Genomic DNA, 12,911 nt, shown 5'->3' on the forward strand with positions numbered 1-12,911 from the left:
GGTACTCAGGCATTCACTTGTTGAAATGCAGAGCACGACTGGACTGCCCGGACGTTACCCGCCGGTATGGCTTCTCCGACAGGGGGTCCCGTCGAGATGTTCGCTGCGTCACACAGTTGGGTATTCCTTCGCGCACAGTAGTCCACGCACTAACTGACTGGCCAGTAACCGCAGGTAGGGCCGCCACTGTTCACGTGTGCCGCACACGCTTACGCTTGATCGTCATGGCACCCACACCAGCCGGATACCACCGGACGCGCGTACACGTGGTGAGCGACGTGCACGGCAACGCCCGCGACCTGGCCAGGGCCGGTGAGGGCGCCGACGCCCTGATATGCCTGGGCGATCTCGTCCTCTTCCTCGACTACGCCGACCACGCGCGCGGCATCTTCCCCGACCTGTTCGGCGTCGAGAACGCCGACCGCATCGTGGCGCTGCGCACCGCCCGCCGCTTCGAGGAGGCCCGGGAGTTCGGTGCCCGGCTGTGGGCCGGCGTCGGCGAGGACCGCGCCTCGGTGATCGAGGAGGCGGTGCGCAAGCAGTACGCCGAGATGTTCGCCGCGTTCCCCTCTCCTACGTACGCCACCTACGGCAACGTCGACATGCCGCCCCTGTGGCGGGAGTACGCCGGCCCCGGCACGACCGTCCTCGACGGCGAGCGCGTCGAGATCGGCGGCCTGGTCTTCGGCTTCGTCGGCGGCGGCCTGCGCACACCCATGCGGACGCCGTACGAGATCAGCGACGAGGAGTACGCGGCGAAGATCGAGGCCGTGGGCGAGGTGGACGTGCTCTGCACCCACATCCCGCCCGAGGTGCCCGAACTGGTCTACGACACCGTCGCCCGCCGCTTCGAGCGCGGCAGCCGGGCGCTGCTGGACGCCATTCGCCGCACCCGGCCCCGGTACTCCCTCTTCGGGCACGTGCACCAGCCGCTGGTGCGGCGGATGCGGATCGGGGCAACCGAGTGTGTGAACGTGGGGCACTTCGCGGCGACCGGGACCCCGTGGGCGCTGGAGTGGTGAGGACGTCCCAGGTCGGGTGCGATCACCGGGCCCGGTGCGCGGTAGCCTTCACGCTGCACACGCGTGCGCACGACCTCATACCGGCCCGCATCTGGAGGAGCCACGGCGATGGCGGAACACACCAGCTCGAGCATCACCATCGAGGCGGCCCCGGCCGACGTCATGGCGGTCATCTCCGATTTCGCCCGCTACCCGGACTGGACCGGTGAGGTGAAGGAGGCGGAGGTCCTGAAGGCCGACGCCCAGGGCCGCGCCGAGCAGGTCCGCCTCGTCATGGACGCGGGCGCGATCAAGGACGACCAGGTCCTCGCATACACCTGGACGGGCGAGAACGAGGTCTCCTGGACGCTCGTGAAGTCCCAGATGCTGCGTTCCCTGGACGGCTCGTACCTCCTCAAGCCGTCCGGCGCGGGCGGCACCGAGGTCACGTACGTGCTGACCGTGGACGTCAAGATCCCCATGCTCGGCATGATCAAGCGCAAGGCGGAGAAGGTCATCATCGACAGGGCGCTGGCCGGCCTCAAGAAGAGGGTCGAAGCCGGCAAGTAGCCCCGGCCGCACACCCACCCGGCCCCAGCGGCGACACCGGGCGCCTCGGCAACGCCCGGTACCGTCAACCCCATGCGCACCATCCTGATCACCGGCCCCGGCGGCAGCGGTCGTACCACCCTCGCGGCCGCGACCGCCTTGGCCGCGGCGTCCGAGGGCACCCGCACCCTCGTCCTCGGCACCGACCGCACGGACACCCTCGGTGCCGCGCTGGGGGTGAAGACCGGCCCGGCCCCGGTCCAGGCAGCCCCGCACCTCACCGCCTGGCGCCCCGACGCCGCCCAGGACTTCCGCAGGGACCTCACCGCCCTCCAGGACCGCGCCTCCTCCGCCCTGGACCTCCTCGGCGCCTCCCGCCTCGACCCCGAGGAACTCACCGCCCTGCCCGGCGCCGAGGAACTCGCCCTGCTGCGCGCCCTGCGCGATGCCGCGCTGTCGGAGCAGTACGACACCCTCGTCGTCGACCTCCCCCCGGCCCCGCAGGCCCTCGCCCTCCTCGCCCTGCCCGAGGAACTCCGCCGCTACCTGCGCCGCCTCCTCCCGCCCGAACGGCAGGCCGCCCGCGCCCTGCGCCCCGTCCTCGGCCGCCTCGCCGGCGTCCCCATGCCCGCCGAGTGGCTTTACGGGACGTCAGCCCGCTGGGACCTGGAACTGGCCGCCGTCGAGGCGGTCCTCGCCGACCGCGACACCGTCGTACGCCTGGTCGCCGAACCCGGCCCGGCCGGTGCCGACGCGCTGCGCACCGCCGGCCTCGGCCTCGCCCTGCGCGGTCTGCGCACCGACGTCGTGGTCGCCAACCGCGTCCTGCCCGAGGCGTCCCCGGACACCTGGCTCGCCGGCCCGGTCGCCCAGCAGCGCAAGACGCTGGAGGAGTGGCGCCAGTCGTACGACGTCCGCACCGTCGCCCACCTCGGAAGCGACCCGCGCGGCCTCGACGACCTCACCGCCCTCGCCGTGCCCGGCGTCGAGCAGGCGCCTCCCGCGGCCGACTGGTCCGTGACGGACCGGCTCGGCGAGGAAGGGGTACTCGTCTGGCAGATCCCGCTGCCCGGCGCCATACGCGAGGAACTGGACCTCGTACGGCGCGGCGACGAACTCGTCGTCACGGCGGGGCGGTTCCGCCGGCTCGTCCCGCTGCCCTCCGCGCTGCGCCGCTGCACCGTCGACGGGGCCGCCCTGCGCGAGGGCGAGCTGCGCATCCGCTTCGCACCCGACCCGAAGCTGTGGCCCCGGACCCCGTGAGCCGGCAGGCGGAATCGGACGGACCCGGCCGGTCCCGGCCGGTGAACCCGGTACGCCCGTTCGGGTAACGTCGTAGGGACGAACCGTAGTCAGGAGTCCGTCATGAGCGAAGAGCTCCCCCCGTCCGACGCCGCCCGCGAAAAGGCCGCGGACGAGGTACGGGCGAGCGACGCCGACGCCTGGGCGACCGCGTGCGCCGAGGACCTCCAGGCGGAGAAGGCCCGCCGCCGCACCGAGTACGGCCCGCCCCCGGGCTCGGCGGCCGAGGAACTGAAGAAGCTCGTCGACGCCGTCGCCGAGAAACTGTCCGATGCGCAGTCCCCGCTGCTCGGCGCGGTCGCGGGGCCCGCCGCCCAGCAGGTCGTACGGCAGGTCGTCCAGCAGGCCAAGGACGCCGTGGAACCCGTCATCGAGCGCAATCCGGACGTCTTCGACCACCTGGCCGCGGCCGGGAACGAACTGCTCGCCGCCTACCGCTCCGCCGTCCAGGCCCAGGAGCGGCGCTGGACCGGCCGCGACGACCAGGCGGACCCCGGTGACCGGGGCGAACGCCGGGACGGCGGCGACGACGCCGGTCCCGGGGAGCGCATCGACCTGGACTGAGTCCCCGGCCCCGGCCGAGCGGCGGCCCCGGGCGGCCGCCCGGGGTGCCCACCGTGCGGACGACGGCGGACCGACGGCAGGGCCTCGGGTACCGTTGGCCCCAGCGGGGCTCGACCGAAACTGAGGGATTCATGGGACTCACCATCGGCGTCGACATCGGCGGCACGAAGATCGCGGCCGGCGTGGTCGATGAGGAAGGCAACATCCTCTCGACCCACAAGGTGCCGACCCCGGGCACGGCTGAGGGCATCGTGGACGCCATCGCCTCGGCGGTGGACGGCGCACGCGTCGGTCACGACATCGTCGGCGTGGGCATCGGTGCCGCCGGCTACGTGAACCGGCAGCGCTCCGAGGTCTACTTCGCGCCCAACATCCACTGGCGCAACGAGCCGCTCAAGGAGAAGGTCGAGGCCCGCGTGGGCCTCCCGGTGGTCGTGGAGAACGACGCGAACGCCGCGGCATGGGGCGAGTACAAGTTCGGTGCCGGCAAGGGCCACCGCAACGTCATCTGCATCACGCTGGGCACCGGCCTCGGCGGCGGCATCATCATCGGCAACAAGCTGCGCCGCGGGCACTTCGGCGTGGCCGCCGAGTTCGGGCACATCCGTATGGTGCCGGACGGCCTGCTGTGCGGCTGCGGCTCGCAGGGCTGCTGGGAGCAGTACGCGTCGGGCCGGGCGCTGGTGAGGTACGCCAAGCAGCGCGCCAACGCCACCCCCGAGAACGCCGAGATCCTCCTCGGCCTCGGAGACGGCACCCACGACGGCATCGAGGGCAAGCACATCTCCATGGCCGCCCGCCAGGGCGACCGGGTGGCCGTCGACTCCTACCGCGAGCTGGCCCGCTGGGTCGGCGCGGGCCTCGCCGACCTGGCCTCCCTCTTCGACCCCTCCGCGTTCATCGTCGGCGGCGGCCTCTCCGACGAGGGCGAGCTGGTCCTGGGCCCGATCCGGAAGTCCTACAAGCGCTGGCTGGTCGGCGGCAACTGGCGCCCGGTGGCCGAGGTCCGAGCCGCGGAGCTGGGCAACAAGGCCGGCCTGGTGGGAGCGGCCGACCTGGCGCGGGAGCCCGACCCGATCATGTGACGCCCTGTCGCTTCCGGGGGCGCGGGGAACTGCGCGATGAGCCACATACGACCGGCACTCGCGTACAAACCCCGCGCCCCGAGCCATGGGGCGTAAATTCATCACATGCCCCTGCTCCCCAACTCCCGTACCGAACCCGACGGTTCCGCGGTCATCAGGGTCCTCAGCTACAACATCCGCTCCATGCGTGACGACACCGCCGCCCTGGCCCGCGTCATCAAGGCCTGCGCACCCGACCTGGTCCTGGTCCAAGAAGCCCCCCGCTTCTTCCGCTGGCGCAAGAAACTCGCCCGCCTGGCCCTCGCCTCCGACCTGGTGATCGTCACCGGCGGCGCCACCACCACAGGCCCGGCGATCCTCAGCTCGCTCCGGGCGAGCGTCGAACGCACGGAGGACGTCCTCTTGCCCCCCACCCCCGGCCTGCACCGCCGTGGCTTCGCCACCGCGGTCGTCCGGTTCGCCGGCACCCGCCTCGGCGTGCTCAGCTGCCACCTGTCCCTCCGGAAGGACGAGCGCTACGAGCAGTCCGGCATGCTCCTGGACCGGCTCGCCGCCCTGGGTGCGGAGCACGCGATCGCCGGCGGCGACCTCAACGAACGCCCCGACGGCCCGGCCTTCCGCCGGCTGACCGACGGTCTGACCGACTGCCGGGCCGCGGCCCCCTGGGGCGGTGAACACACCTGGACGCCCACCGACCCCTACCAGCGCATCGACGCGATCTTCGCGACGCAGGGCATCGAGGTGCTGGGCTGCGGCGTGCCGTCCGGGCAGCCGGGAGTGTCCGACGCAGACCTGAGGGCGGCCACGGACCACCTCCCGGTCCTGGCCGCCCTCAGAGTCCCGGCTTCCCCAGGGGCCTTCTGACGGATCTCCGCAGGAGAAAGCCCCTAGACGACCGCCCCCCGCCCGGGGTCGTCGTCGTCCTCGTCGTCCGTGCGCATGCGCATCACCAGCGTCGCGAACCCGCCGACGAACCCGCCGATCCCCAGCGTGGCCAGCCACCAGGTCATGTCCCAGCCGAGCAGCACGGCCAGCAGGAGCAGCACCGGCCCGCCGAGCACGCCGAGCCAGGCGAACTTGGCGGTCGGGTCGGCGGTGGGCAGCGGGGGCGGCTCCGGGGGCACGAAGTGGCCCTCGTCGTCCTCGTCGAAGTCGTCCTCGGTGGGCTCGGGCGTCGTGTAGTCGCGCGGGCCGACGCCGGGCGCGAAGGAGACCGAGCCGCCCAGGGGCTTCACGGGCGTGTCCCCGGGCCCCTCGGCCTCCTGCGGCTCGGCGGGCTTGACCGTGTCCCCGGACTTCACGGCCGTGTCGGTCCTGTCGCCGGTCCCGGCGTCGTTGGTCCCCGTCGCCGGCAGGGCCAGGTCCTCGATCGACTTGAACGGCTTGGCGCCCGGCGGGTCCGGCGGCTCGTCGCCGTACCCGGCGACGATCGCAGCCCAGGCGGCCTCCTCGTCGAAGGGGACGCCCTTCTCGTCCGGCTCCCGGCCCTCGCGGTCGGAGTCGTGCTCAGCCACCTGCGGTCGTCCCTTCCTTGCCGAGCCCGGGCTCCTTGCCGAGGCCGGACGCGATGCGGCCGATGAACGCGAGGCTCTCCTCGTGGATCCGGTCCGCGTCATGGTCCAACGTGGCGACGTGGTAGCTCTGTTCCAGGATGACCTCTTTCACGTCCGTCGACGAGATGCGGCTGAGGATCCGGGCCGAGTCGGCGGGCGGCACCACATGGTCCTGCGGGCTGCGCATCAGCAGCACCGGCTGGGTGACCTGCGGCAGCTCGCGGTCGGTGGCCTGGAAGAACCGGCGCAGCGAATGCGCCGCGTGCAGCGGCACCCGGTCGTAGCCGAGCTCCTTGCCGTCCGGCTTGGCGATGTCGCTGGCGATGCCCTTCGTCGCGGGGACGAGGTGGCGCACCACCGGCAGGGCGTGCGCGGCCAGGCCGTGCACCTTGTTCGCGGGGTTGACCACCATGACACCGCGGACGGCGTCGCCGTGCTTCGCGGCCAGCCGCAGGGCCAGCGCGCCGCCCATCGACAGACCGGCCACGAAGACCGTCTCGCGGCGCTCGCACAGCAGGCGCAGCGCGCGGTCCACCTCCGCGTACCAGTCCTGCCAGCCGGTGATCCGCAGGTCCTCCCAGCGCGTGCCGTGTCCGGGCAGCAGCGGCAGGGAGACGGTCAGGCCGTGCTCGGCGAGGTGCTCCGCCCAGGGGCGCAGCGACTGCGGTGATCCGGTGAAGCCGTGGCAGAGGAGCACGGCCACCTCTCCGCCCTCGTGGTGAAACGGCTCGGCTCCGGCAAGGACCGGCACCTTCGGCCTCCTGGTCGTGAGAAGGGACTGGCACGATCACGGAATGTCACGGAACGTCATGGAAGGGGTCGCACGGCGTTCGCGGGACCTTCACCGTACGCGACCGCACTGACACCGACCAGGGCCGTCGGAGCCTTTGACGGCGCTCCGGGTTATGGTCTGATCGACACATACAGGAGGCACTCGGTTGTTGTACGGCACGATGAAGGTCACCATCGGGGGTCCGCTGAAGCTCGCCTTCAGACCCTGGGTGGAGGGCCTGGAGAACGTACCCGCCGAGGGCGCAGCGATCCTGGCGAGCAATCACCTGTCGTTCTCCGACTCGTTCTTCCTGCCCGCGGTCCTGGACCGCAAGGTCACTTTCATCGCGAAGGCCGAGTACTTCACCACGCCCGGTGTGAAGGGCCGGCTGACGGCCGCCTTCTTCAAGGGGGTCGGGCAGCTCCCCGTGGACCGCTCGGGTGCGCGCGGCGCGGGTGAGGCCGCCATCAAGAGCGGCATAGACGTGCTGGAGCGCGGTGAGCTGTTCGGGCTCTACCCGGAGGGCACGCGCTCGCCCGACGGACGGCTCTACCGGGGCAAGCCGGGCGGCCTCGCGCGCGTGGCGCTCGCGACCGGCGCGCCCGTCATCCCCGTCGCCATGATCGACACGGAGAAGATCCAGCCGCCCGGGAAGGTCATGCCGAAGCTGATGCGGCCCGGCATCCGGATCGGCAAGCCCCTGGACTTCAGCCGCTACCAGGGCATGGAGCACGACCGGTTCGTGCTGCGCGCGGTGACCGACGAGGTCATGTACGAGATCATGAAGCTCTCCGGCCAGGAGTACGTCGACATGTACGCCACGGCCATGAAGCGGCAGCTCACGGAAGCGGCGAAGGCGGAGAAGGAAGCCGAGAAGGCGGCCAAGGCCGCTCTCGCGCGGGCCGAGAAGGAACAGGCCGAGAAGGAAAAGGCCGAGAAGGAAAAGGCCGAGAAGGAAAAGCAGACGGAGCAGCGGCGGACCGAGCCCTAGGCGGGGCCGGGGTCGGGGGGCGGGGGAGATGGCCAAGCGCGAGCGTGTGATGAGGATGTCGGTCGAGCAGCCGCTGTGGCGTGCGCTCACCGCCTACCGGGTGCTCACGATGCTGTACGCGGTCGGCCTGTTCGCCACCGCCCACGACGAGTTCGTCCGCCCCTGGGTCGCCGTCGGCTACTACGCGGTGCTGTGCGGGTGGACCCTGGCCACCCTGCCCCGGGTCGCGAACGCCGCCCGCTGCACCAAGCGGTTCCTCGCCGCCGACCTCACCGTCGCCGTCGCCGGCATCCTGCTCACGCCCGTCGCCGACGCGCACGAGCGGGTCCAGGCGGGCGGCCCGACCCTGCCGTCGATATGGACCGCCGGTGCCGTTCTCGCCTTCGCCATCAAGGGCGGCTGGCGCTGGGCGGCCCTCGCCTCCACCCTCGTGGCCGTCGCCAACCTGGTCGAGCGCGGCAGCCCGGCCCGCGACACCGTCCACAACGTCATCCTGGTCTGCATCGCCTCCGTCGCCATCGGCTACGTCGTCGAGGTAGCCCGCGCCTCCGAGCGCACCCTCGCCCGCGCCCTGGAGATCGAGGCCGCCACGCGGGAGCGGGAACGCCTCGCCCGCGACATCCACGACAGCGTGCTCCAGGTGCTGGCGATGGTGCAGCGCCGCGGGGCCGTGATCGGGGGAGAGGCGGCCGAGCTGGGCCGGATGGCCGGCGAGCAGGAGGTCGCGCTGCGCACCCTGGTCTCCGGCGGACTCGTCCCCCTCTCGCGGGTCTCGGAGGACGCCGCCGAGGGCGCGGTCGTCCGGGCCGTCGACGACGACGACGAGGAGCCGGAGCCGGGCGGCCCCATCGACCTGCGCGCCCTGCTCGCGCCGTACGCGGGGGCCATGGTCAGCCTCGCCGAACCGGGCGCGCCCGTGCCGCTGGCGCCGGTCGCCGCCCGGGAGGTGGCCGCCGCCGTCGGGGCCGCCCTGGACAACGTCCGCCGGCATGCCGGTCAGGACGCGCGTGCCTGGATCCTGGTCGAGGACGAGCCGGACGAGGTGATCGTCACCGTACGGGACGACGGGCCCGGCATCCCGGCGGGCCGGCTCGTCCAGGCCGAGGGCGAGGGGCGGCTCGGTGTCGCCCTGTCGATCCGCGGCCGGCTGCGCGACCTCGGCGGCAGCGCGGAGCTGATCTCGGTGCCGGGCCAGGGCACGGAGGTCGAGCTGAAGGTACCGAAGGACGCGAACACTCGGGGGAAGGCGGAGCAGCGATGACGGAGACCACCCAAGACCTCCAGGACCCGATCAAGGTCATGGTCGTCGACGACCACCCCATGTGGCGCGACGCCGTCGCCCGCGACCTGGCCGAGTCGGGCTTCGAGGTGGTCGCCACCGCGGGCGACGGCGACCAGGCCGTGCGGCGCGCCAAGGCCGCCGCACCCGACGTCCTCGTGCTCGACCTGAACCTGCCCGGCAAGCCCGGTGTGCAGGTCTGCAAGGAGGTCGTCGCCGCGAACCCCGCACTGCGGGTCCTGGTGCTGTCCGCGAGCGGTGAGCACGCCGACGTCCTGGAGGCCGTGAAGTCCGGCGCGACCGGCTATCTGCTGAAGTCGGCCTCCACCGGGGAGCTGCAGGACGCGGTCCGTCGCACGGCCGTCGGCGACCCGGTCTTCACCCCCGGCCTCGCCGGGCTGGTCCTCGGCGAGTACCGCCGCCTGGCCTCCGAACCGGGCCCCGCCCCCGACACCGACGAACCGAAGGCGCCCCGGCTCACCGACCGCGAGACCGAGGTGCTCCGCCTGGTCGCCAAGGGCCTGAGCTACAAGCAGATCGCCGAACGCCTGGTCATCTCCCACCGCACGGTGCAGAACCACGTCCAGAACACCCTGGGCAAGCTCCAGTTGCACAACCGCGTGGAGCTCGTCAGGTACGCGATCGAGCGCGGCCTCGACGACGAGTGAGGCGCACGTCACACTGACCCTTCGTCAGGCACCTGCGGCGAAGGGACTGTTCCATGCGCGTCGGAGTACTGACCGGAGGCGGCGACTGCCCAGGCCTCAACGCCGTCATCCGGGCCATCGTCCGCAAGGGCGTGCAGGAGTACGGCCATGACTTCACCGGCTTCCGGGACGGCTGGCGAGGACCCCTGGAAGGCGACACCGTCCGTCTCGACATCCCCGCCGTACGCGGCATCCTGCCCCGCGGCGGCACGATCCTCGGCTCCTCGCGGACCAACCCGCTGAAGGTGGAGAACGGCATCCGCCGGATCAAGGAGACCCTCGCCGGGCTGGAGGTCGAGGCGCTCGTCGTCATCGGCGGCGAGGACACCCTGGGCGTGGCCGCCCGCCTGTCCGACGAACACGGCGTGCCCTGCGTGGGCGTCCCCAAGACGATCGACAACGACCTGTCCGCCACCGACTACACCTTCGGCTTCGACACCGCAGTCGGCATCGCGACCGAGGCCATCGACCGGCTGCACACCACCGCCGAGTCCCATATGCGGGTCCTGGTCGTCGAGGTGATGGGCCGGCACGCCGGCTGGATCGCCCTCCACTCGGGCCTGGCCGGCGGCGCCAACGTCATCCTCATCCCCGAGCAGCGCTTCGACACCGAGCAGGTGTGCACCTGGGTGACCTCCCGCTTCCGGGCGTCGTACGCCCCGATCGTGGTCGTCGCCGAGGGGGCGATGCCCAGGGACGGCGACATGGTCCTCAAGGACCAGTCGCTGGACTCCTTCGGGCACGTCCGGCTGTCCGGGGTCGGCGAGTGGCTCGCCAAGGAGATCGAGAAGCGCACGGGCAAGGAGGCCCGCACGACGGTCCTGGGCCATGTCCAGCGCGGCGGCACCCCCAGCGCCTTCGACCGCTGGCTCGCCACCCGCTTCGGGCTGCACGCCATCGACTGCGTCCGCGACCGCGACTTCGGCCGGATGGTCGCCCTGCGCGGCACGGACATCGTCCGCGTCCCCATCGCGGACGCCACGGCCCGCCTGAAGACGGTGGACCCGGCGCTGTACGAGGAGGTCGGGGTGTTCTTCGGCTGACGGCCCGGCGCCCGGTGCCGGTCGGGGCCGCACGGCCCCGACCGGGCCCGCACTACACCGAGGGCGCGCTCGTCCCCCGCAGCTGCCCCACCAGATCCCGCACCACCGCCGCGCCGTTCAGCGTCAGCACCGACTCGGGGTGGAACTGCACCCCGGCGAACCCCGGCCCGCGCAGCGCGTGGACCTCCCCGTTCGCGGCGCGGCTCACCTCGACACCGTGCGCGGCCAGCTCCCTGAACGCCTCGTCCTCGCAGCGCGCCACGAAGCTGTTGTAGAAGCCCACGACCTCCCGCCGCCCGAACAGCTCGATCTCCGTCTGCGCCCCCTGGTACGGCACGTCCTTCCGCACGATGTCCAGCCCCAGCTCGGCCGCGATCAGCTCGTGTCCGAGGCAGACGCCCAGCACGCCCTGCCGTCCGCCCCTGATCAACTCGGCGGTGAGGTCGCGCAGGAAGCGCATCTTGGGATCGGCGAGGTCGGACGGGTCGCCCGGACCGGGTCCGAGCACGACGGGTCCCTCGTGTGCGAGCACCGCCTCCCGCAGCCCCGGCTCGTCGTACCGCCGCACGCTCACCTCCAGGCCGCTGGAGCGCAGCACGTGCGCGAGCATCGCCGTGAAGGTGTCCTCGCCGTCCACGACCAGGGCGTGTCCGGCCAGTTCCGCCGCGGGCTCCTGCATGCGCAGCCAGAAGGGGGCCAGCGAAGCCCGGCGTCCGTCCAGCGCGGCACGCACGCGGGGATCGTCGGCGAGGCGGGCGCGGGTGTGCTCCGCACGTGGCCGTGACGGCCGTACTCCCAGCGCCGCGAGCACGCCCGCCGCCTTGGCGTGGGTCTCGGCCACCTCGCTCGCCGGGTCCGAGCCGCGCACCAGGGTCGCGCCGACCGGCACCCGCAGTCGCCCGCCCGCGTCGATGTCGGCGGTGCGGATCAGGATGGGCGAGTCGAGGGTCTGGGCACCGCCCGAATCCCGGCCGATCAGGGCCAGCGCCCCGGCGTAGTACCCCCGCCCGCCACTCTCGTGCCGCTCGATCACCCGGCAGGCGTTCTGCACCGGCGAGCCGGTGACGGTCGCCGCGAACATGGTCTCCTTCAGCACCTCCCGCACATCCAGTGAGGACTTCCCGCGCAGCTCGTACTCGGTGTGCGCGAGGTGCGCCATCTCCTTCAGCCGGGGCCCGATCACGACCCCGCCCATGTCGCCGACGGTGCACATCATCTTGAGCTCCTCGTCGACGACCATCGACAGCTCCTCGATCTCCTTGCCGTCGGCGAGGAAGCCGAGCAGATGCTCGGGCGTGGGCCCCTCGGCGGGGTAGCGGTAGGTGCCGCTGATCGGGTTCATGACGACCGTGCCGCCGGACATCCGCACATGCACCTCGGGGCTGGCCCCGACCAGCGTGCGCCCACCCGTCTCCCGCCCCGGCCCTTCCGAGGAAGGCCCTTCGGGCCCTTTCTCATTTCCGGTGTGCACGACGAACGTCCAGTACGCCCCCCGCTCGCCCTCCAGCAGCCGCCGGAACAGCGCCAGCGCGTCGGCCCGTCCGAACCCGGGGATCTCGCCCTCGTACGTCCGCCGGATCACGAAGTTGGCGCCCTCACCCCTCCCGATCTCCTCCCGCAGCACGCGTCCGACGATCTCCGCGTACTCCTCGTCGGCGACATCGAAGCCGCCGTTCTCGACCCGCACGTCGTGCGCCGGGAGCTGCTCCAGGGCTTCGGCCAGCGGAACGCCGTACGACTCCTGGGGCGTGAGGGCCAGCAGGGGCGTGCCGTCGTCGCGGACGTCGAAGCCGCGCTCGCGGATCTGCCGGAAGGGCACCAGCGCGAGGCTCTGGTCGGGGAGGTCGGCGAGGCGGTCGTGCGGTGCGACCGGGCCGATCAGGACCTCGACCAGGTCGTGGTCGTGGCCCGGGGTGCGGCGGCGCAGCAGGGCGAACGGACGGGGGTCGTCCAGCAAGCCGAGCAGGTTCATGGGTCCGTGCTCCATCTCGGTGAGAGAGGAACGGACCCCGGGAAACGCCGAAGGCCGCCCCTCGGGCGGCCTTCGCGAAGTCGTGTGTACGCG

At 72.4% G+C, this 12,911-nt stretch carries 13 protein-coding genes; 10 read left to right on the forward strand and 3 right to left on the reverse strand.

The features are described from left to right. The first annotated feature begins 224 nt into the window (after window positions 1–224). The 6 genes from G3I77_RS04360 to G3I77_RS04385 all read left to right on the forward strand — a co-directional run bounded on the left by G3I77_RS04360 (window position 225) and on the right by G3I77_RS04385 (window position 5,365). The gene (locus G3I77_RS04360) at window positions 225–1,022 is read left to right on the forward strand and encodes a metallophosphoesterase (protein WP_248501195.1); all 798 of its coding nucleotides are present in this window, start codon (window positions 225–227) and stop codon (window positions 1,020–1,022) included. 108 nt (window positions 1,023–1,130) lie between these two features. Continuing rightward, window positions 1,131–1,571, forward strand: coding sequence for an SRPBCC family protein (locus tag G3I77_RS04365; protein WP_248501196.1), 441 nt, complete (start codon window positions 1,131–1,133; stop codon window positions 1,569–1,571). Between the two features lie 72 nt (window positions 1,572–1,643). Next, the gene (locus tag G3I77_RS04370; RefSeq protein WP_248501197.1) at window positions 1,644–2,813 is read left to right on the forward strand and encodes an ArsA family ATPase; all 1,170 of its coding nucleotides are present in this window, start codon (window positions 1,644–1,646) and stop codon (window positions 2,811–2,813) included. Window positions 2,814–2,915: 102 nt separating this feature from the next. Then, window positions 2,916–3,416: a DUF5304 domain-containing protein gene (locus G3I77_RS04375; RefSeq protein ID WP_248501198.1), complete on the forward strand. Its 501-nt coding sequence runs from the start codon at window positions 2,916–2,918 to the stop codon at window positions 3,414–3,416. A gap of 131 nt (window positions 3,417–3,547) precedes the next feature. Beyond that, entirely contained in the window at window positions 3,548–4,501 is a 954-nt protein-coding gene (locus G3I77_RS04380; RefSeq protein ID WP_248501199.1) for an ROK family glucokinase, read from the forward strand. A gap of 105 nt (window positions 4,502–4,606) precedes the next feature. Further along, on the forward strand, window positions 4,607–5,365 hold the full coding sequence (locus tag G3I77_RS04385) for an endonuclease/exonuclease/phosphatase family protein (RefSeq protein WP_248501200.1): 759 nt from the start codon (window positions 4,607–4,609) through the stop codon (window positions 5,363–5,365). Window positions 5,366–5,388: 23 nt separating this feature from the next. Here the strand turns inward: G3I77_RS04385 and G3I77_RS04390 are convergent, their stop codons facing one another. After that, window positions 5,389–6,015: a hypothetical protein gene (locus G3I77_RS04390; protein ID WP_248501201.1), complete on the reverse strand. Its 627-nt coding sequence runs from the start codon at window positions 6,013–6,015 to the stop codon at window positions 5,389–5,391. After that, window positions 6,008–6,805 carry a carboxylesterase gene (locus G3I77_RS04395; protein WP_248501202.1) on the reverse strand — a complete coding sequence of 266 codons (798 nt, stop codon included), beginning with the start codon at window positions 6,803–6,805 and terminating at the stop codon, window positions 6,008–6,010. Before G3I77_RS04395 ends, G3I77_RS04390 begins: the two co-directional genes overlap by 8 nt. A gap of 202 nt (window positions 6,806–7,007) precedes the next feature. Here G3I77_RS04395 and G3I77_RS04400 point away from each other — a divergent pair, with 202 nt between their 5' ends. Genes G3I77_RS04400 through G3I77_RS04415 form a run of 4 tightly spaced genes read left to right on the forward strand, consistent with a single transcriptional unit; the run spans window position 7,008 to window position 10,846 of the window. Next, window positions 7,008–7,817 (forward strand): 1-acyl-sn-glycerol-3-phosphate acyltransferase, encoded by an 810-nt coding sequence (locus G3I77_RS04400; RefSeq protein ID WP_248501459.1) that lies wholly within the window; start codon window positions 7,008–7,010, stop codon window positions 7,815–7,817. Window positions 7,818–7,845: 28 nt separating this feature from the next. After that, entirely contained in the window at window positions 7,846–9,078 is a 1,233-nt protein-coding gene (gene macS, locus G3I77_RS04405; protein WP_248501203.1) for a MacS family sensor histidine kinase, read from the forward strand. After that, window positions 9,075–9,764, forward strand: a complete 690-nt coding sequence (locus tag G3I77_RS04410) for a response regulator transcription factor (RefSeq protein WP_248501204.1) — start codon at window positions 9,075–9,077, stop codon at window positions 9,762–9,764. The genes macS and G3I77_RS04410 overlap by 4 nt, the downstream gene beginning before the upstream one ends. A gap of 53 nt (window positions 9,765–9,817) precedes the next feature. After that, window positions 9,818–10,846 carry a 6-phosphofructokinase gene (locus tag G3I77_RS04415; RefSeq protein ID WP_248501205.1) on the forward strand — a complete coding sequence of 343 codons (1,029 nt, stop codon included), beginning with the start codon at window positions 9,818–9,820 and terminating at the stop codon, window positions 10,844–10,846. A 52-nt stretch (window positions 10,847–10,898) separates the two neighbouring features. Here G3I77_RS04415 and G3I77_RS04420 read toward each other — a convergent pair whose 3' ends face one another. Continuing rightward, window positions 10,899–12,818, reverse strand: a complete 1,920-nt coding sequence (locus G3I77_RS04420; RefSeq protein WP_282572398.1) for an anthranilate synthase family protein — start codon at window positions 12,816–12,818, stop codon at window positions 10,899–10,901. Window positions 12,819–12,911: the final 93 nt, after the last annotated feature.

The sequence above is a fragment of the Streptomyces sp. D2-8 genome (genome assembly GCF_023184515.1).
In the GTDB taxonomy this organism is placed as follows: Bacteria; Actinomycetota; Actinomycetes; order Streptomycetales; family Streptomycetaceae; genus Streptomyces.

Bases quoted from the DNA above. Each gene is read 5' to 3' on its own strand.
- G3I77_RS04360 (WP_248501195.1), top strand. From the start codon at position 225: ATGGCACCCACACCAGCCGGATACCACCGGACGCGCGTACACGTGGTG.
- G3I77_RS04365 (WP_248501196.1), top strand. From the start codon at position 1,131: ATGGCGGAACACACCAGCTCGAGCATCACCATCGAGGCGGCCCCGGCC.
- G3I77_RS04370 (WP_248501197.1), top strand. From the start codon at position 1,644: ATGCGCACCATCCTGATCACCGGCCCCGGCGGCAGCGGTCGTACCACC.
- G3I77_RS04375 (WP_248501198.1), top strand. From the start codon at position 2,916: ATGAGCGAAGAGCTCCCCCCGTCCGACGCCGCCCGCGAAAAGGCCGCG.
- G3I77_RS04380 (WP_248501199.1), top strand. From the start codon at position 3,548: ATGGGACTCACCATCGGCGTCGACATCGGCGGCACGAAGATCGCGGCC.
- G3I77_RS04385 (WP_248501200.1), top strand. From the start codon at position 4,607: ATGCCCCTGCTCCCCAACTCCCGTACCGAACCCGACGGTTCCGCGGTC.
- G3I77_RS04400 (WP_248501459.1), top strand. From the start codon at position 7,008: ATGAAGGTCACCATCGGGGGTCCGCTGAAGCTCGCCTTCAGACCCTGG.
- macS (WP_248501203.1), top strand. From the start codon at position 7,846: ATGGCCAAGCGCGAGCGTGTGATGAGGATGTCGGTCGAGCAGCCGCTG.
- G3I77_RS04410 (WP_248501204.1), top strand. From the start codon at position 9,075: ATGACGGAGACCACCCAAGACCTCCAGGACCCGATCAAGGTCATGGTC.
- G3I77_RS04415 (WP_248501205.1), top strand. From the start codon at position 9,818: ATGCGCGTCGGAGTACTGACCGGAGGCGGCGACTGCCCAGGCCTCAAC.
- G3I77_RS04420 (WP_282572398.1), bottom strand. From the start codon at position 12,818: ATGAACCTGCTCGGCTTGCTGGACGACCCCCGTCCGTTCGCCCTGCTG.